The organism is Streptomyces sp. NPDC031100, from assembly GCF_055570785.1.
On the sequence record NZ_JBVIGN010000007.1, the window covers coordinates 235,808 to 257,662 of the forward strand.

General features: G+C 70.9%; 22 protein-coding genes, 1 pseudogene and 1 riboswitch. Of the genes and pseudogenes, 8 read left to right on the forward strand and 15 right to left on the reverse strand.

Annotated features, from left to right (window positions below):
* Positions 1–4 precede the first annotated feature (4 nt).
* The 6 genes from ACZ5DS_RS21400 to ACZ5DS_RS21425 all read right to left on the reverse strand — a co-directional run bounded on the left by ACZ5DS_RS21400 (position 5) and on the right by ACZ5DS_RS21425 (position 4,855).
* Positions 5–700, reverse strand: coding sequence for a L,D-transpeptidase family protein (locus tag ACZ5DS_RS21400; protein ID WP_468240816.1), 696 nt, complete (start codon positions 698–700; stop codon positions 5–7).
* A gap of 210 nt (positions 701–910) precedes the next feature.
* Positions 911–1,699 carry an SDR family NAD(P)-dependent oxidoreductase gene (locus ACZ5DS_RS21405; protein ID WP_468240819.1) on the reverse strand — a complete coding sequence of 263 codons (789 nt, stop codon included), beginning with the start codon at positions 1,697–1,699 and terminating at the stop codon, positions 911–913.
* A gap of 31 nt (positions 1,700–1,730) precedes the next feature.
* Positions 1,731–2,645, reverse strand: a complete 915-nt coding sequence (locus ACZ5DS_RS21410; protein WP_468240822.1) for an SDR family oxidoreductase — start codon at positions 2,643–2,645, stop codon at positions 1,731–1,733.
* Positions 2,646–2,740: 95 nt separating this feature from the next.
* Positions 2,741–3,109, reverse strand: a complete 369-nt coding sequence (locus tag ACZ5DS_RS21415; protein WP_468240825.1) for a DUF4180 domain-containing protein — start codon at positions 3,107–3,109, stop codon at positions 2,741–2,743.
* Positions 3,110–3,137: 28 nt separating this feature from the next.
* Complete coding sequence (locus tag ACZ5DS_RS21420) at positions 3,138–3,767, reverse strand: MBL fold metallo-hydrolase (RefSeq protein WP_468240827.1); 630 nt, start codon at positions 3,765–3,767, stop codon at positions 3,138–3,140.
* A complete protein-coding gene (locus ACZ5DS_RS21425; protein WP_468240829.1) occupies positions 3,767–4,855 on the reverse strand; it encodes an S-(hydroxymethyl)mycothiol dehydrogenase in 1,089 nt (362 codons plus the stop codon). Before ACZ5DS_RS21425 ends, ACZ5DS_RS21420 begins: the two co-directional genes overlap by 1 nt.
* 236 nt (positions 4,856–5,091) lie before the next feature.
* On the opposite strand from ACZ5DS_RS21425, the gene ACZ5DS_RS21430 reads away from it, so the two are divergent.
* The 3 genes from ACZ5DS_RS21430 to ACZ5DS_RS21440 all read left to right on the forward strand — a co-directional run bounded on the left by ACZ5DS_RS21430 (position 5,092) and on the right by ACZ5DS_RS21440 (position 7,399).
* Positions 5,092–5,457 (forward strand): nuclear transport factor 2 family protein, encoded by a 366-nt coding sequence (locus ACZ5DS_RS21430; protein ID WP_468240832.1) that lies wholly within the window; start codon positions 5,092–5,094, stop codon positions 5,455–5,457.
* Positions 5,458–5,871: 414 nt separating this feature from the next.
* The gene (locus ACZ5DS_RS21435; protein ID WP_468240835.1) at positions 5,872–6,369 is read left to right on the forward strand and encodes a hypothetical protein; all 498 of its coding nucleotides are present in this window, start codon (positions 5,872–5,874) and stop codon (positions 6,367–6,369) included.
* Between the two features lie 78 nt (positions 6,370–6,447).
* Positions 6,448–6,528: riboswitch (ZMP/ZTP riboswitch) on the forward strand.
* 22 nt (positions 6,529–6,550) lie between these two features.
* A complete protein-coding gene (locus ACZ5DS_RS21440) occupies positions 6,551–7,399 on the forward strand; it encodes a bifunctional 5,10-methylenetetrahydrofolate dehydrogenase/5,10-methenyltetrahydrofolate cyclohydrolase (RefSeq protein WP_468240837.1) in 849 nt (282 codons plus the stop codon).
* A gap of 12 nt (positions 7,400–7,411) precedes the next feature.
* Here the strand turns inward: ACZ5DS_RS21440 and ACZ5DS_RS21445 are convergent, their stop codons facing one another.
* Both ACZ5DS_RS21445 and ACZ5DS_RS21450 read right to left on the reverse strand, forming a co-directional pair.
* The gene (locus ACZ5DS_RS21445) at positions 7,412–8,389 is read right to left on the reverse strand and encodes a CU044_5270 family protein (protein WP_468240840.1); all 978 of its coding nucleotides are present in this window, start codon (positions 8,387–8,389) and stop codon (positions 7,412–7,414) included.
* A complete protein-coding gene (locus ACZ5DS_RS21450) occupies positions 8,382–8,945 on the reverse strand; it encodes an RNA polymerase sigma factor (protein WP_468240843.1) in 564 nt (187 codons plus the stop codon). The genes ACZ5DS_RS21445 and ACZ5DS_RS21450 overlap by 8 nt, the downstream gene beginning before the upstream one ends.
* A gap of 49 nt (positions 8,946–8,994) precedes the next feature.
* Here ACZ5DS_RS21450 and ctaD point away from each other — a divergent pair, with 49 nt between their 5' ends.
* Both ctaD and ACZ5DS_RS21460 read left to right on the forward strand, forming a co-directional pair.
* Positions 8,995–10,686 carry an aa3-type cytochrome oxidase subunit I gene (gene ctaD / locus ACZ5DS_RS21455; protein WP_468241273.1) on the forward strand — a complete coding sequence of 564 codons (1,692 nt, stop codon included), beginning with the start codon at positions 8,995–8,997 and terminating at the stop codon, positions 10,684–10,686.
* Positions 10,683–11,018 (forward strand): hypothetical protein, encoded by a 336-nt coding sequence (locus ACZ5DS_RS21460; RefSeq protein ID WP_468240846.1) that lies wholly within the window; start codon positions 10,683–10,685, stop codon positions 11,016–11,018. Before ctaD ends, ACZ5DS_RS21460 begins: the two co-directional genes overlap by 4 nt.
* Here the strand turns inward: ACZ5DS_RS21460 and ACZ5DS_RS21465 are convergent.
* Genes ACZ5DS_RS21465 through tsaA form a run of 3 tightly spaced genes read right to left on the reverse strand, consistent with a single transcriptional unit; the run spans position 11,015 to position 12,954 of the window.
* Positions 11,015–11,548 carry a hypothetical protein gene (locus ACZ5DS_RS21465; protein WP_468240849.1) on the reverse strand — a complete coding sequence of 178 codons (534 nt, stop codon included), beginning with the start codon at positions 11,546–11,548 and terminating at the stop codon, positions 11,015–11,017. The genes ACZ5DS_RS21460 and ACZ5DS_RS21465 overlap by 4 nt on opposite strands.
* Positions 11,545–12,480 carry a class I SAM-dependent methyltransferase gene (locus ACZ5DS_RS21470; RefSeq protein WP_468240851.1) on the reverse strand — a complete coding sequence of 312 codons (936 nt, stop codon included), beginning with the start codon at positions 12,478–12,480 and terminating at the stop codon, positions 11,545–11,547. Before ACZ5DS_RS21470 ends, ACZ5DS_RS21465 begins: the two co-directional genes overlap by 4 nt.
* Before the next feature lie 57 nt (positions 12,481–12,537).
* Positions 12,538–12,954: a tRNA (N6-threonylcarbamoyladenosine(37)-N6)-methyltransferase TrmO gene (gene tsaA / locus ACZ5DS_RS21475; RefSeq protein ID WP_468240854.1), complete on the reverse strand. Its 417-nt coding sequence runs from the start codon at positions 12,952–12,954 to the stop codon at positions 12,538–12,540.
* Positions 12,955–13,251: 297 nt separating this feature from the next.
* On the opposite strand from tsaA, the gene ACZ5DS_RS21480 reads away from it, so the two are divergent.
* Entirely contained in the window at positions 13,252–14,019 is a 768-nt protein-coding gene (locus tag ACZ5DS_RS21480) for a MerR family transcriptional regulator (protein ID WP_468240856.1), read from the forward strand.
* 147 nt (positions 14,020–14,166) lie between these two features.
* On the opposite strand, the pseudogene ACZ5DS_RS21485 reads toward ACZ5DS_RS21480, so the two are convergent.
* Positions 14,167–15,245, reverse strand: a pseudogene (locus tag ACZ5DS_RS21485) (alpha-galactosidase); the annotation flags it as partial.
* Positions 15,246–15,504: 259 nt separating this feature from the next.
* Between ACZ5DS_RS21485 and ACZ5DS_RS21490 the strand changes: the two are divergent.
* On the forward strand, positions 15,505–16,665 hold the full coding sequence (locus ACZ5DS_RS21490; protein ID WP_468241274.1) for a glycosyltransferase: 1,161 nt from the start codon (positions 15,505–15,507) through the stop codon (positions 16,663–16,665).
* Positions 16,666–16,668: 3 nt separating this feature from the next.
* Here ACZ5DS_RS21490 and ACZ5DS_RS21495 read toward each other — a convergent pair whose 3' ends face one another.
* Both ACZ5DS_RS21495 and ACZ5DS_RS21500 read right to left on the reverse strand, forming a co-directional pair.
* Positions 16,669–17,694 (reverse strand): alcohol dehydrogenase, encoded by a 1,026-nt coding sequence (locus ACZ5DS_RS21495; RefSeq protein ID WP_468240859.1) that lies wholly within the window; start codon positions 17,692–17,694, stop codon positions 16,669–16,671.
* A 156-nt stretch (positions 17,695–17,850) separates the two neighbouring features.
* On the reverse strand, positions 17,851–18,513 hold the full coding sequence (locus tag ACZ5DS_RS21500; RefSeq protein ID WP_468240861.1) for a TetR/AcrR family transcriptional regulator: 663 nt from the start codon (positions 18,511–18,513) through the stop codon (positions 17,851–17,853).
* Between the two features lie 139 nt (positions 18,514–18,652).
* Here ACZ5DS_RS21500 and ACZ5DS_RS21505 point away from each other — a divergent pair, with 139 nt between their 5' ends.
* Positions 18,653–19,906, forward strand: coding sequence for a YncE family protein (locus ACZ5DS_RS21505; RefSeq protein ID WP_468240863.1), 1,254 nt, complete (start codon positions 18,653–18,655; stop codon positions 19,904–19,906).
* Positions 19,907–19,961: 55 nt separating this feature from the next.
* On the opposite strand, the gene ACZ5DS_RS21510 is transcribed toward ACZ5DS_RS21505, so the two are convergent.
* On the reverse strand, positions 19,962–21,818 hold the full coding sequence (locus tag ACZ5DS_RS21510) for a cellulase family glycosylhydrolase (RefSeq protein ID WP_468240866.1): 1,857 nt from the start codon (positions 21,816–21,818) through the stop codon (positions 19,962–19,964).
* Positions 21,819–21,855 lie beyond the last annotated feature (37 nt).

Here is a 21,855-nt window from a genome sequence, read left to right on the forward strand (position 1 = left end):
CGGCTCAGGTGCCCGGCTTGCGGCCGTACACGAAGACGTCGTCGCCCTTCTTCAGCAGCGACCAGTACTTCTTGGCGTCCTTGGTGGTCATGTTGACGCAGCCGTGGGAGCCCGGGGGGTTCCACATGCTGAGGTTGACGGAGTGGAAGGCCTGGCCGCCGTCGAAGAACTGGCTGTAGGGCATCGGCACGTGGTAGATGTCCGAGACGTGGTCGATGTCCCGCCAGTAGATCTTCTTCAGACCGGTGCGGGTCTCGTACCCGTCACGGCCGGTGCGCACCGGCACGGGGCCGTAGACGAGCCTGTCGCCGTCCTGGATCCAGCTCAGCTGGAGCGTGAGGTTCACGCAGGCGATACGGCCCTTGTTCACCGGGCACTTGCCGTCCCTGTTCGGGTTGTTCCCGACGGCCTTCTGCTTGTTCATCAGGTCCATCACGCCCCAGGTGACGGGACCCGCGTAGCCGATGGCGGGCGTGATGCCGTGCTTGGTCTGGAAGGCCCGGATGGCCTGGCAGTCGGCGGAGGACTGCTTTCCGTCGACCGGGCGGCCGAGGAACTTCTCCACCTGCTTCTGGTACGGCCCGGCCTGCGTGGTGCAGCTCGCGGCCTGCGCCGGTGCCGCGGTGAACGCCAGCGTGAGCGGCGCCACCAGTCCGGTGACACCCAGCGCGACGACACCTCGTCTGCGTATGTCCCCCATGTCGCCCTCTTCCCCTTCTCCCCTTTTGCCCAGGGGCCTCCCCCGGGTGGTTCCCTTCGCGATTCCCGCGGTCTTCGCCTACTAGACCCGCCCTCCGGCCGGACGGTTGTAGTTCCGGCCACGCTGTGACGAAACGGTGAACTTCGTTGCTGCCCGGCACACCGGATGGCGGCGGTCCGGATGTGCTCGCGGCGGTCTCCGGCCGACGGGTCAGGGCTGCCGCAGGGCCGTGCGGAACCCGGTGTGCACGGCGGTCAGGCCGCCGTCGACCACGAGGGTGGTGCCGGTGATCCAGGCGGCGTCGCGGGAGGCGAGGAAGGCGACCGCGGCCGCGATGTCCGCCGGTTCGCCGACCCGGCCGAGCGGGTACAGACCGCGGACGGCGTCGAGTTCGTCCTCGCGCCCTTCCCAGGCCGAGGTGCGGACCGTGCCCGGTGCCACGAGGTTCACCCGGACGCCCCGGGCGGCGGCGTGTCCGGCGAGGGTCCGGGTCAGGGAGCCGAGGCCGGCCTTGGCGGCGCTGTAGCCGTGGTTGCCGAAGTCCTGGAGGCCGTTGACCGAGCCGATGCACACGATGGCGCCGCGTCCGGAGGCCGCGAGGTGGGGCAGGGCGGCACGGCAGCAGCGATAGGCGCCGGTGAGGGTGATGTCGAGGTCCCGGGCCCACGCCTCGTCGGGGTCGTCCTCGAACAGCGGCACGTCCGGGGTGCAGTGGGCGGCACAGGTGACCAGCACGTCGAGCGAGCCGAAGGCGGCGACGGCGCGGGCGACGGCCGCCTCCACGGACGCCCGGTCCCCCACATCGCACGCGAACGCCTCGGCGTTCAGCCCGAGTCGGCGCAGTTCCGCCGCCGTCCGCTCCGCCTCGGCGCCGTCCCGGTCGGTCACCAGGACCCGCGCGCCCTCCTCGGCGAGCCGCCGGGCGGTGGCGGCGCCGATACCGCGGGCCGCGCCGGTGACGAGAACTCCGTGTCCTGCGAAGCGCCTGAGATCGGTCATGGGGTGACCGTAGAGCCACGCGGGCCCGGTTTCACCGGTATCCGGTCACGTCCGCCGGCTTGCCCGCGTCCTGTACCTCGACCAGGTAGCGCCAGGCGTCGGGGCGGCTGCCGTCGAGGTCGGTGAACCCGTACACCTGGGCCAGGCCGCCGCTGGAGAGGGACTTGCCGTTGTGGCGCGCCACGTCGGGGTCGGCGGCGAGCGCGGCGACGGCGCGGCCGACGAAGTGCGGGGTCTCGGAGATGGCGAAGTGGGGTTGGCGGTGCAGAGCGTCGCGCCAGTTGTCCTCGCGGACGCCGTAGGCGTCGAGCATGATCTCCGAGCGCAGCCAGCCGGGGGTCAGCGCGACGGCGGTGGCGCCGCGCGGGCCGAGTTCGTGCCCGAGGGCGAAGGCCATGCGCAGGACGGAGGCCTTGGCGAGGTCGTAGAAGAAGTTCACGCGGTAGGTGTCGCGGTTGTACTCGGCGGTGCCGTCGGTGACCTCCACGACCAGGCCGCCAGGCCGGCGCAACAGCAGCGGGAGGGCGAAGTGGCTGGTGACGGCGTGCGTCTCGACGGCGAGCCGGAGCAGCCGGAGCCCGTTGTCGAGGTCGTGCTCCCACACCGGCGTGTCCCACTCGAAGAGTTTCTCGCCGCCCCAGATGTCGTTGACGAGGACGTCCAGACGGCCCTGCTCGTCCGCGATGCGGTCGACCAGGGCCCGTACCGCGGAGGTGTCCAGGTGGTCGACGGGGACGGCGATGCCGTGTCCGCCGGCCGCCGAGACGAGGTCGGCGGTGTCCTCGATGGTCTCCGGGCGGTCGTACTCGGAGCGGTGGGCGCGGGTGCTGCGCCCGGTGACGTAGACGGTGGCGCCGGCCGCGCCGAGTTCCACGGCGATGCCCCGTCCCGCGCCCCGCGTCGCCCCGGCGACCAGCGCAACCTTGCCCTCCAGTGGCCCTGACATGTCCGACCTCCCGTGCGGTACGACTCTCATCGTCATCCACTGTCACGGGAAAGCCGGACATCTCCTGTCGCCTTTTTCAACGGCCGTCGCCTCTCTCAGCGGCGCAGCTTCTCGTCCAGGTCCTGGTAGCCGGGGACGAACCAGAGCCCGCCGCCCCGGTTCGCCTCGTACACGAAGTCCCGCAGCGCGTCGCCGGCGTCGACGTGCCGGGAGATGTCGCCGACGACGGCGAGCCGCAGCCGGTAGTTCACGAACTTCTGCACGACCGCACCGGCGACGCCCGACCGCAGCCGGAAGAACTCGTCCGCCACACGCTCCACCGGCACCACGACGAGTTCCGCACCCTGGCCCATCGCGTCACCGATCAGATCGAGGGCCGCGCCCTCGCCGTCGAGGGCGGGTCCTTCGGAAGCGCAGCGCAGAATGCGCACGTCGTGGAGCGTTTCGAGCGTGTTGGTGGTCATGTCCGTGATCGTACGGCCGGGCTCCGGGTCAGTGCCCGCGTTTGATCCACTCCTCCAGGTGGGGGGCCTCCGCGCCGATGGTGGTGGCATCGCCGTGTCCGGTGAGGACCTTGGTCTCCGGCGGGAGGGTGAGGAGCCGGTCGCGAATGGACTCGATGATCGTCGGGAAGTGGGAGTACGAGCGTCCGGTGGCGCCCGGGCCGCCCTTGAAGAGGGTGTCGCCGGTGAAGACGACGCCGAGCCCGGGGTCGTGCAGGCAGACCGCGCCGAGGGAGTGGCCGGGGGTGTGCAGGACGGTGAGGTCGGCGCCGGCGGTCTCCAGGACCTGGCCGTCGGCCAGGTGCCGGTCGGGCTCGCGGTCCGGGTGGGTCAGCTTCCACAGGGGCAGGTCGTCGGGGTGCAGCCAGATCGTGGCGCCGGTCAGGTCCGCGAGGGCGGGGGCGGCATTGATGTGGTCGTTGTGGGCGTGGGTGCACACGATGGCGGTCAGCCGGCGGTCGTCCACGGCCTCGGCGATGGCCTCGGCGTCGTGGGCGGCGTCGATGACGATCACTTCGCGTTCGTCGCCGACGATCCACACGTTGTTCTCGACGTCCCAGGTGCCGCCGTCGAGGGTGAACTGCCCGGTGGTGACGAGGCGTTCGATGCGCGTGGTCATCACAGCACCACCACCGAGCGCAGCACGTCGCCGTGGTGCATCCGCTCGAACGCCTTCTCCACCTCGTCGAGTTGGATCGTTTCGCTGACGAAGGCGTCCAGCGGCAGGCGGCCCTGGAGGTGCAGGTCGATGAGCATGGGGAAGTCCCGGGAGGGCAGGCAGTCGCCGTACCAGCTGGACTTGAGCGCGCCGCCCCGGCCGAAGACGTCCAGCAGCGGCAGGTCGAGCTTCATCTCGGGAGTGGGGACGCCGACGAGGACGACGGTGCCGGCCAGGTCGCGGGCGTAGAAGGCCTGCCGGTACGTCTCCGGGCGGCCGACCGCCTCGATGACGACGTCGGCGCCGAAGCCGCCGGTCAGCTCGCGGATCGCCTCGACCGGGTCGGTCTCCTTGGAGTTGATCGTGTGGGTGGCGCCCAGTGTGCGGGCCTTGTCCAGCTTGCGGTCGTCGATGTCCACGGCGATGATCCGCGCCGCGCCGGCGAGGTTCGCGCCGACGACGGCCGCGTCCCCGACGCCGCCGCAGCCGATGACGGCGACGGAGTCGCCGCGGCCGACGTTGCCGGTGTTGATCGCGGCGCCGATGCCGGCCATCACCCCGCAGCCGAGCAGCCCGGCCACGGCCGGGGAGACCGCCGGATCGACCTTGGTGCACTGTCCGGCCGCAACCAGCGTCTTCTCCGCGAAGGCGCCGATGCCGAGCGCCGGGGAGAGTTCCTGCCCGGTGGCGGCGAGGGTCATCTTCTGCTTCGCGTTGTGGGTGTTGAAGCAGTACCAGGGGCGGCCGCGCAGACAGGCCCGGCAATTCCCGCACACGGCACGCCAGTTGAGGATGACGAAGTCCCCGGGTGCCACATCGGTCACGCCGTCGCCGACCGACTCCACGACGCCGGCGGCCTCGTGGCCGAGCAGGAAGGGGAACTCGTCCGAAATTCCGCCCTGTTTGTAGTGCAGGTCGGTGTGACAGACACCGCAGGCCTGGACGCGTACGACGGCTTCACCGGGCCCCGGGTCCGGGACCACGATCGTCTCGACCCGTACGGGCTCGTCCTTCCCCGGTGCGATCACGCCGCGGACTTCCTGCGCCATGGCCTGGCCTCTTTTCCTCGATGTGCCTTCTGAGCCGACCCTACGCGCGGGAGATCGATAGCGGCACGGACCACGACGGCGGCCGTGGCTCTTTCGGCCGTCGTTCCTGATCCGCCCGGTGTTCGACGCGCCCGCGTCGGCCGCGCTTGCCGTTGCAGCCGGGGCGGAGGAGTCTCGGAGGTGGGGCGCGTGCGGTCTGCTCCCGCCGGGCCGCGGGCGCCTGAAGGAGGTCAACCATGGGCACCGCGACAGGCTCCACCTTCGACACCGAGACACTGCGTCGGGGCATAGAGGGGAACACGGGCAACACCCTGCTGGCCCTCTACGCGGACGACGCGGAGATCCGCATCATCGACCGCAACACCCAGCCCAGCCAGCCCAAGGTCCTGCACGGCCGGCGCGAGATAGCCGAGCTGCTCGACGACATCTACAGCCGCGACATGACGCACAAGCTGGACCAGTGCGTCATCCAGGGTGACCACGCCGCTTACTCCGAGTCCTGCGAGTACGCGGACGGCACCCGTGTCCTCGCCGAGTCCATGATCACTCTGCGGAACGGGAAGATCGCCGAACAGATCCTGATCCAGGCATGGGACGAGTAGGAAGGAAGGTCGCGAGGGTCCAGGTCACCTCCCGGCTGACCTGGACCTTCTCGGCCCGGGCGGCCCTGGGGCGGGCGCGGGGGACGCGCCCTCGGCGGCCAGGACCAGTGTCCGCAGCAGGTCGGCAAGCGTCCGCCGTTCTTCTACGGTCAGTGCTGCGAGCAGCGCGCCCTCACCCGCGTCCTCCGCTGCCGCATGCGCCTCGAAGGCGGCGTGCCCGGCCTCGGTGAGCCGTACCCGCACCCGCCGGCGGTCGCCGACAGCACCTCGTACTGCCAGTGCTTCAGGCCGTCGGAGGATGTCCCGGCGGACCTGGGCGGTGTGCCACGTGCCGGTCCATCGATGAACTCCTCGCTGCAGCACGTGAGTTGAGCATCGCCGATCGCTGGGGAGGTGCGGCGGGGCTGCGCATCGATGTACCGCAGGCTGGTCACGGACAACCACTTCGCCGAGCGGGCGACCGCAGCCACGCTCTACGCGGCGGCGCTGCGGGCCGGGGAGGGCGGCGCGGACGGTCTGCCGGCCCGCGAGGCGCTCCGGCACCTCGGCGACCACGACCGTGACGCCGGCGCCCACGAGCCGGCCGGGGAGCGCCGGCGCCGGGCCACCGCGCTGGGCGCCCGGGCCGGAACGGTGCCCGGCACCCGCTCCCAGCAGCTGCTGCTGGCCGTGCCGGCCCGGGACGCGGGTGAGGAGGCAGGCGCCGTGGCGCTGGCGGCGGAGATCGTCCGCCGGGCCGGGGCCATCGGCGCGGACCGGCCGGCCGCCCAGGCGGACGCCTTCCTCGCCGGGGCGGGCCCCATGGTGCCCGGGGCCCGCGGACGCGGCCCAGGGCCTGTCCGACGGAACAGGTCGGAGAAAGGAAGCGGCGCCAAGTCGGCGCAGGTGAGCGGGCCTGGTGCGGCCGGCTGATGGGCGTGCCAGGTCCCGCGTCTCCGGCATGATCCGCCGGACAGGCCCTGAGCACCGCCCGGACTCTCGGCTAGGCTGTGGGAGGGCCGTGACTGGCGCTGAGGTGGAGTACCACCGGGGAGCGGCCCGTGGTCGATGCCGCGCGCCTGGGCGATGAAGGTCAACCAGCTCAGGAGTGCAGATGACACAGGCCCGCCTCATGGACGGCACCGCCCTCGCCCGCCGCATCGTCGAGGAGACCGCGAAGAAGGCTGCCGATCTCACCGAGCGGACGGGCAGCGCGCCCTGTCTGGCCACGGTCCTGGTCGGCGAGGACCCGGCGTCCGTCACCTACGTCCGCATGAAGCAGAACCGTTGCCGCAAGGCCGGCATCGAGTCCCGTCACGTGGCGCTGCCCGCCGCCACGACCACCGCCGAACTCGTCGGCACCCTGCGGGAGTTGTCCGCCGACCCGGCCGTGCACGGCATCCTGCTCCAGCACCCGGTGGGCGACCACATCGACGAGCGGGCCGCGTTCGAGGCGATCGCGCCGGAGAAGGACGTGGACGGCGTCACCTTCGCCTCGTTCGCGACGATGAGCTTCGGCCTGCCGGGCTTCGTCTCCTGCACGCCCGGCGGCATCATCCGGCTGCTCGACGAGTACGACGTCGATCCCGCCGGGAAGCGGGCCGTGGTGGTGGGCCGCAGCGCGATCCTCGGCAAGCCGGTGGGCATGCTGCTGCTGGCCAGGGACGCGACCGTGACGTACTGCCACTCGCGCACCCGGGACCTGCCTGCCGCGGTCCGCGAGGCGGACATCGTGGTGGCCGCCGTCGGCCGACCGCGCCTCATTCGGGGCCAGGACATCAAGCCGGGCGCGGTCGTCGTCGACGCGGGCTACAACCCGGGCAACATCGGCGACGTCGACTTCGCATCGGCCGTGGAGCGGGCCTCGCTGATCACGCCGGTGCCGGGCGGCGTCGGCCCGATGACGATCGCCACGCTACTGGAGCAGACCGTCGACGCCGCCGCCCGGCAGCTCGGGGTGTGATCAGCGCACTCGTCAGCGCATCCAGGCGCTGTACTCCATGACGTCCCCGGCCTGGACTGCGTACTCGGGCTCGTCCCGGGTGAAGGTGGTCTCCAGGCCGAGGACGGCGCCGGTGCGGGGATCGAGGATCAGCATGCGCCGGACGCCCCCACCCCCGTACGCGTATGCCTGCCCCGGGCGGCCGAGCCGGTCCGTCACCTGCCCGACGGGCCGCAGCCCCTCGGCGTCCGCCAGGACCCGGACGAGGGCCGCCGACTCGTGGGCGCCGAGGGTCCAGTGGTCCAGCAACTCCTTGACGGCGTCCAGGAGTTCGGGGGTGCGTAGAGAGTCGGTGCCGACGGTCTCGGCAAGGTAGGCGCGCAGGGCGGCCGGATCGTGCGGCGGGCGTGCCTCGGGCGGGGCGTCGCTCCAGCTCGGCGGGTAGGTGGTCCGGCCGAGGACGTGGCCGTCCGCCACCACGCGCGGGTCACCGCCCTCGTCGGTGACGACCGGCCGGCCCGGACGGCGCGGGTCGGTCGCGACGACCAGCTCCGTGCGGCTGTCGTCCTCCCGCCAGCGCACGACCCGCTCCTCGGGAAGGGTGACGGGGGGCTTGCCGTCGGTCATGCTGAGGCTCCACGACTGCACGTGCGTGCCTTTGCGCAGACTCGGCGAGCCGTCCTGGGCGGCCGCCGCGGCAAGGCCGACCAGCTCCTTCAGGGGTACGGGCGTGGAGTGGGCCCGGACGGTCAGCGGGCGGGGCGCGGCGAGGGCGGGCGGGGTGCCAGGGCCGCCGAGCAGCGCGGTGAGGGCGGTCACCAGGACGACGGCGGTGGCGGCGAGGCCCCACAGCAGCCGGGTCCGAGGGGCGATACGGCGCCGTGGGCGGTCCTCGTGCAGCAGCCGCTCCAGCCGCCGCTCGGCGCGGTGGTCCAGCGGCCCGTCGCCGAAGTGGGGGCCGTCGGTGGGCACCGGGTTGGCGCGGCGCAGGAGTTCGAGTTCGTCAGCCATGTCGGTCGTCCTTGCAGGCGGTCGCGTCGGCGGAGGCGGGCGCGGCTGCCACAGCGGGCCGCATCCGGTCGATCTCGGCTCTGAGGCGGCGCCGGGCCCGGTGCAGGCGCATGGCCGCCGCCCGTCTGCCGCAGCCCAGCGCGACCGCGATCTCGTCGGCGCCGAGTTCCTCCCACGCCGCGAGGCGCAGCACCTCCCGGTCCGCCGGGGGCAGCCGGGCCAGGGCGTCGTGCACCCAGGCGCCGGGGGCCTCCGCGTCGGGGCTGTCCACGATGTGCCGGCCGTGCGCGGCCTCGTCGTTGCCCAGCCGGTCCACCAGCCGGCGCCGCCGTCCGTAGCCGCGTACCGCGTTGGCCAGGCAGTTGCGTGCCACGCCGTACAGCCAGGGCAGCGGCGTCGCGGGCAGGTCGGCCCGGCGGCGCCAGGCCACCGTGAACACCTCCGCCACCACTTCCTCCACCTCGTCGGCCCGCCCCTGAAGTCGTCTGGCGACATAGCGGCTGACCGCCCAGTAGTGCTCGCGATAGGCAGCGGCGAAGATCTCGTCGTTGCTCATGTTCGGTTCGTGTCCGGCACCCCCCGGATCGTCACACCCTTCTTCCGTGATGCTCCTCGCGTCGTCCGAGTGTGACCCGGGGGCCGGGCGCGGACACAGGCGGGGCGTGAAGAGGATCCAAAACATCAGGGCCATCAGGGCCGTGCGGTGGCTGACGACCACCGATCACAAGACGATCGGAACGCTCTACTTGGTCACAGCGTTCGCGTTCTTCCTGGTCGGTGGCGTGATGGCGCTGCTGATGCGCGCCGAGCTGGCCCGTCCGGGCCTGCAGATCATGTCGAACGAGCAGTTCAACCAGGCGTTCACGATGCACGGCACCGTGATGCTGCTGATGTTCGCGACGCCGCTGTTCGCCGGTTTCGCGAACTGGATCATGCCGCTGCAGATCGGCGCGCCGGACGTGGCGTTCCCGCGGCTGAACATGTTCGCCTACTGGCTGTACCTGTTCGGCTCGCTCGTCGCGGTGGGCGGCTTCCTCACCCCGCAGGGTGCGGCCGACTTCGGCTGGTTCGCCTACTCCCCGCTGTCGGACGCGGTCCGCAGCCCGGGCATCGGCGCCGACATGTGGATCATGGGTCTGGCCTTCTCCGGCTTCGGCACCATCCTCGGCTCGGTCAACTTCATCACCACGATCATCTGCATGCGTGCCCCCGGCATGACCATGTTCCGCATGCCGATCTTCGTGTGGAACGTGCTGCTGACCGGTGTGCTGGTCCTGCTCGCCTTCCCGGTCCTGGCGGCCGCGCTGTTCGCCCTGGAGGCGGACCGCAAGTTCGGCGCCCATGTGTTCGACGCCGCCAACGGCGGAGCCCTGCTGTGGCAACACCTCTTCTGGTTCTTCGGCCATCCAGAGGTGTACATCATCGCGCTGCCGTTCTTCGGCATCATCTCCGAGGTCATCCCGGTCTTCTCCCGCAAGCCGATGTTCGGCTACATGGGTCTGATCGCGGCGACCATCGCGATCGCGGGTCTGTCCGTGACGGTGTGGGCGCACCACATGTACGTCACCGGTGGTGTGCTGCTGCCGTTCTTCTCCTTCATGACGTTCCTGATCGCCGTACCGACCGGTGTGAAGTTCTTCAACTGGATCGGCACGATGTGGCGCGGCAGCCTCTCCTTCGAGACGCCGATGCTCTGGGTGATGGGCTTCCTGGTGACGTTCGTCTTCGGCGGGCTGACCGGGGTGATGCTCGCCTCGCCGCCGCTGGACTTCCCTACCTCCGACACCTATTTCGTGGTGGCCCACTTCCACTACGTCATCTTCGGCACGGTCGTGTTCGCGATGTTCGCGGGCTTCCACTTCTGGTGGCCGAAGTGGACCGGCAAGATGCTGGACGAGCGCCTCGGCAAGATCACCTTCTGGACGCTGTTCATCGGCTTCCACGGCACGTTCCTCGTGCAGCACTGGCTGGGTGTGAACGGCATGCAGCGCCGGATCCCCGACTATCTGGCGGTCGAGGGGCTCACCACGCTCAACACGGTCTCGACGATCTTCTCGTTCCTGCTCGGCTCCTCCCTGCTTCCGTTCTTCTACAACGTGTGGAAGACCGCCAAGTACGGCGAGCCGGTCGGCGTGGACGACCCGTGGGGCTACGGCCGGTCGCTCGAGTGGGCGACCTCCTGCCCGCCCCCGCGGCACAACTTCCGCTCGCTCCCGCAGATCCGCAGCGAGTCGCCGGCGTTCGACCTGCGCCATCCGCAGGTGGCGCCCAGGGAACGGGAGTTGACCGCTCGATGAGCACCGGGGACGAGCGGGCCCTGGTCCAGGAGATCGAGGGCCATCTGCTGCTCGCGGCCGCACGGGAGGAGGGCCGTGCGGCGGCGACCCGTGCGGCCTCCCGCCTCGGCTGGCTCACCGACACCCAACGGGAGGACCTGGAGCGGCACTTCGAGACGGAGTACCTGTCCCTGGCCCGCACCTCGTGGCGGCGCACCGCCGACCGCGCCGAGGAGTTGCGGCACACCTACGAGGCCAGGTACCGGGCACTGCGGCAGCGGCTGGTGGCCTGGTGCGTGCTGGGCTGCGCTCTGCTGGCGGCGACGAGTCTGCTGGTGCTCGCCGCCGCCTAGGTGTGGCTCTGTTCACTCTCCTGCACGTGGTGGTACCAGCGTCGGTGCACCGCAGGTTCGACGCACAGGACGGCGGCGCCTGCGATCGTGCCGACCAGCAGGGCGGACCCACCGCCGCCGTTCAGCACCGCGCCGAGGCAGGCGGCGGCAATGGCCAGCGGGCGCAGCAGGGTCAGCGGGCCGAGACCGACCACTATCGCGAGGGTGCTGGCGCGAAACGGCAGGGCGAAGTAGGCGGCGAGCAACAGCAGTACGGCGGTCGCGTAGACGGTGAGCGGGAGCAGGTAGCCGAGGCCGCCGGCAGTCAGAGTGTTGTAGGTCTGTGCCGGGTCGCGTGTGGTCAGCAGCAGGAGGGCGGCGGTCAGCGTGGGGGCGAGCAGCAGGACGGCCCCGACGGCCAGCCCACGCAGGGCGGCTCGGGCGGTGGCCCGTTGTTTACGGATGCGGGCGTCGCTGCCGGCATAGGCGCGGAAGCCGCTGAACGCTGCGTCGACCAGGCCGAGGAGTACAAGCGGTATCGCGGGCGTCATCGGGTGGTCCCGGCAAGGTGCTCGGGGCCGACCAAGCGGCGTGCGTCCCGCCCGAGGGCTCGGCGAAGCGGCGCCTCCAGTTGCGGGCGCACCCCGATGATCGGGCGCAACGTGGTGCAGAACGGGTTCAACGCACCACGCGGCTCGTACAGCAGTGCGCGGATGCCGGGTACCGCAGCGGCGCGCAACAGCGTCTCGTCGCTGTGCGCGCGCACTGCGGAGACGACACCGTCGTGGCGGCCGAGCGGGTTGCGCATCCGGGCACGATGGAAGATCCAGGCGCCAAGGGGCGCGAGACGGGTTGCGGCGATGTCGAAGTGGCAGAAGGCCTGCGCCGGTGAGGCGGCCTGGGCCTGGAAGAACTCGGCCAGAGCGGGACCACGGAAATGGTGCAGCACGCCGGTGGAGACGTAGACGGTCGCGGCCTCCGGCAGGTCGAAGGCATTTCCACGGACGAAACGGCAGGTGAGCCCCTCTGCGTGGGCCAGGCGGTCCGCTTCGCCGACCAGCGTGGCGTCGAGGTCGACCCCGACCAGCTCGACGTCCGCGCCGAGGGCGTCGGTAGCCGCCAGCCAGCGGACCAGGTAGCCCAGGCCGCAACCGACGTCGACCAGGCGGTACGGCCCGGGCTGCCCGGTAGTCGACCGAATCGCGGTGAAGAGCGGGCCGAGCAGGTGCACCAGGCGTTCGCCGATCCGTAGCTCCTCGCTCAGGCGCTGGAGCTCGGTGTGCACGCTGATGAGCAGGCGGTCCACGGCGTGCGGGTCGAGTACGCCGTCCTGGTCCGTGGGCAGCTCTGCGACAATCCGGACCGCGCGCTCGTCTCCGCTCTCGCGGAGCTGCTGGATCACCTCGGCGCGCCGGACCGGGAGCCGGTGACCGCTGCGTGGTTCCACCGCCGTGATCAGGTCGGAAATCTCAAGCTGGTGCACGAGGCAGAACCCTACGGCCTCCCCTGCCAAGCCCGGCGGGCCGGCTGCCCCCGGCGGTCACCGTTCACCGACCGGACCCAGAACCGGCTTCACGTCCACCACCGGCGTTCCGTCCAACGCCTCAAGGCCGCTGACCCGCAACCGCAGACCGTCCCGGGCCAGGACTTCGACCTGGTGCAGACCCAGCGGATTCGGCCGATCCGGGGACCGGGTCGCGAACACACCCGTCGCGGGCCGGGCGACGTCCCCGCGCGGTCGCACCGTCAAGATGTCGCGCTCCGCACGGTCCAGCCAGGTCAGCACCAGCAGCCGCGCCCCCACCCCGATGCCCTCCAGCCCAGCGGCGACCGCCGGGGCGAACACCAGATCCGCCTCCGGCGCCTCCTCGTCGCCTTGGCGGGGCGCATCCTCCAGACGCCGCAACGGCGACTCCACCCGACCGATCGAGGCGACGACGAACGACTGCTCCTGCACCACGGGCTCCTCCCGGCTGCCGCGATCCGGCTGTGGCTCCGCTCATGATCCGCGAGTCGGAGCGACTGTCACAGCTGACCTCTACGCTGCGAGCAATCTACGACCCCTGGAAGGCATGATGACCCGCACGCGATGTACCGGCGCCCCTGATTGGGTTGGGCCGGCGGTCAACCGGACGGGGAGGTGTCTGCCACGGATCTTCGGGAGCCACCGGCTTGACCTTGCCGTAGCGTCAACTTCTACCGTCGAGGACGTGGGCCGGAGAGCCCGGCCCACGCGAGCGAGATGGAACACGCTATGGCCTGGCCGATCGCAGAGGTCGCCCGGATGTGCGGGATCACCTCGCGGACTCTGCGGTACTACGACGAGATCGGCCTGCTGGCGCCTGACCACGTCGGTACGAACGGCTACCGCTACTACGAGGTGGATCAGTTGCTGCGGCTGCAGCAGATCCTGATCCTGCGCAGACTCGACCTCCCACTGCCGCAGATCACCGAGATCCTCGGTCGCCAGACCGACCAGGTGGAGGCGTTGCGCGGTCACCTTGAGCAACTGCTCGTCGAGCAGGACCGGCTCGGGGCGGTCATCGCCACGGTCAGGCGCACCATCTCCGAGCTCGAAACGACGCAAGGAGGGCCGACCATGCCCACGATCAACCGCCCCGAGAACCTGTTCGAGGGTTTCGACACCACGCAGTACGACGCCGAGGCGCGCGAACGGTGGCCGCAGGAGTACGACAAGTCCCAGAAGTTCGCCGCGACACTGAGGCCGGAGGACACCGAGCGGATGCAGAAGGAGGTGACTGCGGCGATGATCCGGATGGCAGAGTTCATGATCGCGGGCGTCCCGGCCGACGACCCGGCTGTTCTGGACGAGGTCGACCGGCAGTACCACTGGCTCTGCAACTTCTGGACCCCGGACGCGGCGGCCTACCGCAACCTCGGCCAGATGTACGTCGACGACGAGCGGTTCAAGGCGAACTACGAGCGGATCGCACCGGGCCTGGCTGACTACCAGCGTGACGCCATGGCAGCCTACGCCGACACCCGCCTGAGCCAGAGCTAAAGGCCTGGCCGGGCATCGCGACTCGGTACGACAAGACGCCGAAAGCTGCCTTGCCGGCCTCCACCTCCGCTCCTTGGTGATCTGGATCAACGACCTCCGGCAAGGACTCGGTTGATCACAACCTGGCACGGGCCCGGGCGGATGTCAGGTCAGCGACCACTTCTGGTTGTCGCCGCCGTTGCAGTCCCACAGGGCGGCCTGGGTGCCGTTGGCGATCGTGTTGTTGTAGATGTCGGCGCAGCGGCCGGACTGTCCTCCGACGAGCAGGGCGCCCTTGGTGCCGGGGAGGGGTCTCACCGTGAGGGTATCCAGGGTGGTCGGGGTCTGCCCGTTGACCTGGAGTGTGCCGGTGACGGCGGTGGACGCCGTGTTGGTGTAGGCGAGGTCGACCACCTCCAGGCCGGTGCTCGCCGCGCTCACGCCGGTGTACTTCCCGGTGGACGTCGGACTGTAGCTGCTGCTCGCCGCCTCCGTTCCTGTCAACTTGAGCATCGTCGACGGCGACGACGTCCGGGTTCTTGAGGATGGCGGCCGTCTCGCTCGACATGGCGGTGAGGTCGTTGCCGGCCAGGAGCGGGGCGCCGGAGATCGCCCACAGGGACATGCGGGTGCGGTTCTGCCCCGCGGTGAAGCCGGGCATGCCGACCATCAGCATGTCGGGGTCGTTAGATGTCCGTACTGGTGCGCCACATGGGGGCGAGGCCCGGCACCCAGTTCCAGGGGTTCTGCTTGCCCCAGTTGCAGATCGAGAGGGTCAGCGGGCGGCCGGTGGTGACGGCGGAGCTGATCGCCTTGTACGTGGTCGCCGCGCCGGTGTTCGCCGCGGCCGGGCGGCCCGTCGGGTAGTAGTAGCCGCAACCGTTCTTGCCGGCGTCGGTGTAGATGCCGGCCTTCAGGCCCTTGCTGTGGATGTAGTCGGCGATGGCGCTCATGCCGCCGGGCCACTCGGCGGTGTCGACGGTGATGTTTCCGTCAGCATCCCGGGTGCCCTGCCACCAGCCCTCGTCGATGTTGATGTACTGGTATCCGGCGGCGGGGAGGCCCGCCGCGACGAACGCGTCCACCTGCTGCCTGATGACGTTGTAGTCGATCTTCGAGGCGAAGCTGTTCCAGGAAGCCCAGCCCATCGGGGCGGCGGGGACGGAGATCTGGCGGGTCGTCGCCGCCTGGGCGGGGCCGGGCTGGGCGAACAGAAGGGCCGCGGCTGCGGTCAGGGCGAGGACCAGGGCGCGTCCGGCAGTGGTTCTGCAGCGTCTGGCAAGGATGGGCGGGGGTACTTCGGCTCCTCCGCGTGCGGGCCGGACTGCACATCCGATCGGGATTTCGAACAATGACCGGCGAACCGAACATGTTGCGGGCCGACCGTAGAGCCACCCGGGGGTGAAGTCAACGGCTGCTGCAGGCGTGAAGTCGTCGGCCGGGGCCGGGTGTTGGACCTGCGCGGGCCGCGGTTCCGTCATACTGGCCGTCGTGCGGGTTGCGATCATGACGGCGGGATCCCGGGGCGACGTGGCCCCCTACACCGGCCTCGGGCACCGGCTCGGCCGGGCCGGCCACGAGGTCACCCTGGTCACGCACGGCTGCTTCGAGCCGCTGGTGGCGGGCTCCGGGGTGCGGTTCCACGCGCTGCCGGTCGATCCGCGCGCGGAGCTGGAGTCACCGCGGGGCCGGGGCCTGCACCGCAGCACCAGCGACACCGGAAAGCTGGTTCGGGTGGTCGAGATGGCCCGACGGCTGGTCGGGAGGATGACCGACGACCTGGTGGCAGCGGCACGGGAGAGCGACGTGCTGCTGCTGTCGGCCTCGCTGGCACCGCTCGGGCACGCCGTCGCCGAGGGACTGCGCCTGCCGAGCATGGGCGTCTATCTGCAACCTCTCTCCCCCACCCGGGAGTTCGCCCCTCCGGTGCTCGGCGGCGGCTCGTGGGGAGCATCCGGCAACCGGCTCTCCGGCCAGGGCGTGAACCTCGCCGTGGAGCGGGTCTTCGCCGCCACCGTGCCCGGGGTCCGCGCCCGCCTCGGGCTGCCCCCGCTCCGCACCGGCGCCGCACGGCGCGCCCGGGAGCGGCGGCTGTGGCCGGTACATCACGGCTTCAGCCCGCTGGTGGTGCCGAGGCCCCGGGACTGGCGGCCGGGCCTGGGCGTGTGCGGCTACTGGTGGCCGTACGACGCCGAGCCCCGACTCCCGCAGGAACTACGGGACTTCCTCGACGCGGGCCCGCCGCCGGTGTTCGTCGGGCTGGGCAGCGCCACCGTCCCGGACCCGGACCGGCTGAGCACGCTGGTCGTGGCGGCGCTGCGGCGCGCCGGGCTGCGCGGGGTGATCCAGCGCGGCTGGGGCGGACTCACGGCCGACGGCAACGACATGCTGAGCATCGGCGAGGTGCCGCACTCCGCGCTGTTCCCGCGGACAGCCGCCGTGGTCCACCACGCCGGCGCGGGCACGACCGCGGCGGGACTGCGCGCCGGGGTGCCGGCGGTGCCGGTGCCGATCCAGTTCGACGAGGGATTCTGGGCCGCCCGACTGGTGTCGCTGGGCGTCGCGCCGACCGCCGTACCACTGCGTCGGGTGACCGTCGACGCCCTGTCCGCGGCCCTCCTTCGGGCGACGCCGGTACTGGACGCGGTGGACGCGCTGAGTGGCTGACATTCAGCCGTAGGTCAGCACCATCCGGAAGCGCGCCCTGCCTGCCAGCATCTTCTGGTAGGCCTCGTCCGCTCGCTCCAGCGGTACGTGCTCGGTCATCGGGCGGATGTTGTGCAGGGCGCTGAACGCCATGGTGTCCTCCACGTCCTGGGAGGTGCCCGACGGGTGGCCGCGGACGACGCGGGCGGTCATGAGCAGCTGGACCGGGGTGATGCCGAGCGGCTCGGTGTCCGCTCCGATGACCACCAGCTCGCCGCGGGGAGTCAGGCCGTCCACGGTGGCCGTGATCGCCTCGGAGTTCCCGGCCGTGGCCAGGACGACCTTGGCGCCGCCGAGCGACTGCAGCGCCTCGGCGACCAGAGTGCCGGACGTGCTGTCGATGTAGTGGTGCGCACCGAGCTGCTTGGCGAAGTCGGCCTTCTCGGGGCCGCGGGCGATCCCCACGGTCTCGAAGCCCATCGCGACCGCGTACTGCACCCCGAGGTGCCCGAGACCGCCGAGGCCGAGCACCGCGACCACGTCCCCCGGCCGCGCCGAGCTGCGCCGCAGCCCGTTGAACGTGGTCACGCCGGCACAGGCCATGGGCCCCGCATCGGCCGCCGCCAGGCCGTCGGGGATCCGGGCCAGGGCGTCGACGGGTGCGATCACCTTCTCACCGAAGCCTCCGTCGTACGCCCAGCCCGGAACCGTCAGGTTCGGGCACACGATGAAGTCGCCCTGCCGGCAGGGCGTGCAGTGGCCGCAGCTGCCGCCGAACCAGCCGACGGCCACCCGGTCACCGACCCGCCACCCGCGGTCGTGCGTTCCCTGGCCCAGCTCCTCGATGTGCCCGGCGATCTCGTGCCCGGGCACCTCCGGGAACGTCACGCCCGGTAGTCCGCCGCTCACGAAGAGCGCGTCACTGTGGCAGATCCCGCACGCCTCCACGGCGATCCGCACCTGGCCGGGCCCGGGCTGCGGCACCTCTCGCTCGACCAGCTCGAACGTGCCGTTCGGGGCGGTCACCTGCGCGACTCGATAGGTACTCATGCGATTCTCCGGAGAACGGGTGCGAACGGGTTCGAACGGGCATGAATGCCCCTCGATCCAGCAGACCAGCTCAGGGCGGATCGCGCGCGTCGAACGGTACGCGTCGTGCGGTGATGCAGCCGGTGACCTGGGGATCCCCGGCCCGGAGCCGGACGGTCACCCGGCCTCGGGACGCCAGCCCTCCGGCCTGAGGATGCCGAGCAGTTGGCGGACGAGCTCGTCGACGACCTCGTCCAGGCTCGCGTCCACCCAGCCTGCGCTCCAGTCGTGCAGCAGGCCGTTGACGCTGCCGATGAAGGCCGTGGCCGCGAGCCGGTAGTCGCGCGGTGCCGCCTCCCCGCGGGTCACCGCCGCGTCGGCCTCGGAGCGGATCAGGTCGACCCAGCGGGCGCGGCGGGCGAGCCGCTGCTCCTCCAGGCGGGGGCTGACGCCGATGATCTCCACGAAGGTTATGCGGATGCGGCGCGGGTCGGAGGTGACGTCGCGGGCGTAGGCGCGGAACAGGACGGCGACCCGCTCGGCGAGCGGCAGCCCCTCGGCCGCCGCGAGCACGTCCAGCACCGCCCTTTCCGCCCAGCCGTTGACCTCCAGGTGCAGCGCGGCGAGGACGTCCTCCAGGGTGCGGAACTCCTCGTAGAACTGGCGGGTGGACAGGCCCGCGGCCTGGCTCAGTGCGGCGACAGTCGTCGCGCGGTAGCCCGGTGCGGCGCCGAACAACTGCAGCGCCGCGTCAAGGAAGCGGCGGCGCCGTTCGGCCTGCCGTTCCTCGGCGGACCTGCCGCCGTAGCGGCCCGTCGGCGCCCTGAGCCTGCCCGTCACGCTTCCCCCTCCGTCACCCACCGGTGGCCCAATCTTGTCGTGCACACATCTTGTCGAGAAGGTCGCCCCCTCCTTACTTTTCAGTAAGTTCACTGTGAATGCGCCCGTGTTCAGATTTCCCCGAGGAAAGAGAGCAGTCATGCCTGCCTCCAGAACCAGGCACCTGTGCTCCGTGGCCGCCGCCCTCGTCCTGACCGTCGCAGGCCCTGCGACCGCCGCCTCCGCCGCCGCATCCGACGCCCCGGATCTGCGCGAGGTGCTGTTCGTGGGCAACAACTGGGACGGCACCGCCGATGTCATCAAGTCCTCCGGCGACTTCGCGAAGATCGGCCGGATCAACGTCATCCCGGACAAGGACCAGCGGATGGCGGAGATCAACGCGGACCCCATCAAGTGGATCTACTTCATGGCGATCCGCAACAGCGTCGGCGAGGGCCACGACCAGTTCGCCGACGACATGTACTCCACCCCGGACGGCAGGTCGGTCGTGGTCTCCCGCCCGAGTTTCGCGGACGTCGTCTCGATCGACCTGGCCAGCAACAAGGTCAACTGGCGTTTCCCGGTGTCCGGTTACCGCGCCGACCACATGGCGGTCTCGCCGGACGGCACCCGGGTGGCGGTCTCCGCCTCGACCGCCAACACCGTGCACGTGCTGGACATCACCACCGGCAAGCAGCTCGGGTCGTTCGCCACCGGCGACAAGCCGCACGAGAACATCTTCACCAAGGACGGCAAGTACATCTGGAACATGGCCATCGGGGACGTCAACACCGCCCTGGACGACCCGGCCTGGGACTGGACGAAGGGCGACCGGCACATCACGGTCGTGGACGCGACGACCTACAAGCAGGTCAAGGTCGTCGACATGCGCCAGCGGCTGGACGCGATCGGCCTGAAGGACTTCTCCGACGCGGTGCGGCCGGCCGTCTTCTCCCCCGACGAGTCGAAGCTGTACTTCCAGGTGTCGTTCTTCAACGGGTTCCTGGAGTACGACCTCGCCGCCGACAGGATCACCCGGGTGAAGACGCTGCCGAAGAACCCGGCGACCAGCGAGGACCGCACCACCTGGGTCAACGACTCGCGCCACCACGGCCTTTCGATGAACCCCGAGGGCACCAAGCTGTGTGTCGCGGGCACCATGGACGACTACGCCACGGTGGTCGACCGCGCCACCCTCCAGGAGGGCCCGCTGATCACCACGTCGAAGCCGTACTGGGCCACGGTCAGCGGCGACGGCAGGGACTGCATCGTCTCCGAGAGCGGCGCCGACCAGGTCACGGCGATCGACTTCGCCACGGGCCGGAAGGTGGCGTCCATCCCGGTCGGCGACCATCCGCAGCGCGTCCGGCTGGGGCATGTGCAGGCCGACTGGACCGGTCCGAGCGCAAGTTGAGCTGTTGTCCTGCGGCCTCCGGGGTGCCCCACTCACTCCGGAGGCTGTTGCGCTGTCAGAAGTGCGCCGTCGCCCAGGCGGCCAGCTCGGACCGGGCCGCGGCCAGCAGGTCCGCCGCGGGTGCCGTGGCCCCGTTGGTCACCAGGGCGTAGTGCAGGACGCCGGAGTCGGTGTCGGTGAGCAGCAGCCGTCGGCTGCCGGTGCCGCCCGGTTCGGGGGCCACGCCGACCGGGGTGGAGGCGCTGTAGGCGGGCGGTGCGTAGGCCGTGCCGAGGTCGGAGACCACGGTCGTCGCCGACGCCGGGAACGAGGCCGGCAGGTGCAGTTCGGTAGGCGCGGTGCCACCGCCGGAGCGCCACACGAGCAGCCCGTACTGACCCGAGCCCACCAGCCGTGCCACGCTCGGCAGTGAACTCGGCACCGGGTTCCAGGTCAGCGTGGTGGAGCCGTCCCGGGAGCGGTCCTCGTAGGTGAAGGCGAGGGCGGGGCCGGCGGTGGCGTTCGGATAGATCCGGTCGAGCAGCCGGGGGTCCTGACGGAGCGTCACGTTCCCGGAGTCGTCGAGTTTCATGGCGGAGAGGTCCTCGTCGTTCCAGGCGTCGCCGGAGGTGCGGACCTTGTCGGGGTTGCCGTTCATCAGCTCGTGGTGGCGGCCGTTGTAGAGGTCCCACTGCCACTGGGAGCCGGACAGCACCGGGCCGGAGGCGGTCGGGTCGGTCCACCAACGCGCTCCGGGAACACGGGAGTCGAGGGCCTGGTACATCGCCTTGAGAACGGTGGGTGCTTTGTCGGACACCGTGCCGGACAGCGGGTGTCCGAACTCGCTGACCACGGCGGCGGTCCCGGCGGCCGAGGCGCGGTCGCGGACGGCGCCGAAGTCGGAGGCGTACTGGCCGTCGGCCGCCTTGCCCCACATCAGGATGCCGGAGATGGCCTTCTGGTCGTAGAAGTGGGTGGTGAAGACGTAGCGGGAGCCGAGGGTGCCCGCGTCCAGCAGGCCGCCCTCCTGCTTCTGGGTGGAGATATTCGCGTTCCAGAAGAGGTTGGGCTCGACGAAGGCGGGCTTGTCCTGCCAGCCGGCCGCGTCCATACGGGCACGGAACTTCCCGTAGAACGGCCAGAGCAGGTCGCGTTCCCAGGTGCGGGAGGTCTGCCCGGAGTCGTAGCTGCCCGCGTACGGCTCGTTGTACGGGTCGAAGCCGACGACGCCCGCGAACTCGCTGTCGGTGAAGTGCTGTCGGAGGTACGTCATGGCCGACTGGGCCGTGGCCAGGAAGGCGTCCTGGACGCCGTAGGCGTTGTGCCAGAAGTCGTACTGCGCCTTCTGTACGGCCGCGTTCTGGGTGATGTTCTGACCCCAGAAGAGGCAGATCCCGCAGGACTCCTTGGGATAACTGCCCGCGTCCACCGCCCATTTGGGTGCGCCGTCGCCCGTGTACCAGCTGCCGGTGTTGAACAGGTACCGGGAGGAGAGGTCCTGGTGGAAGTCGGGGTAGACCCGGATGCCCGCGTCCAGGAAGGCGCGCATCTGCTCGGTGACGGCGGCCAGGTAGGCGGTGTCCACCTGGCCGCGTACCGGCTCGGCGTGGGCCCAGGAGAGCAGGAAGCGGACCGCGTTGCCGCCGCCGAGGGCGCGCAGCGCGGTCGCGGACTTGCGGGCGTCGGCGACCGAGGCGAAGGGCAGGCCGCCGTTCTCCTCCAGCTTGGTCTCGCCGGAGACGTTGTAGCCGCGCAGCACGATCTCGCGGCCCTGCCCGTCGGTGAAGCGGCCGTTCTGGACGGTGAGGGCAGTGCCGTCGAACCAGAGGGAGTCGGAGGGGGTGGCAGCGGTGGCGGGCGGGGTGCCCGCCACCGTCAGGAGTCCGCAGAGGACGACCGGGACAAGGAGCAGACGCGCCCTGATGGTGGACATGTACACCACAGTCCGGGGCCGTCCAGGCAGCGTCAAT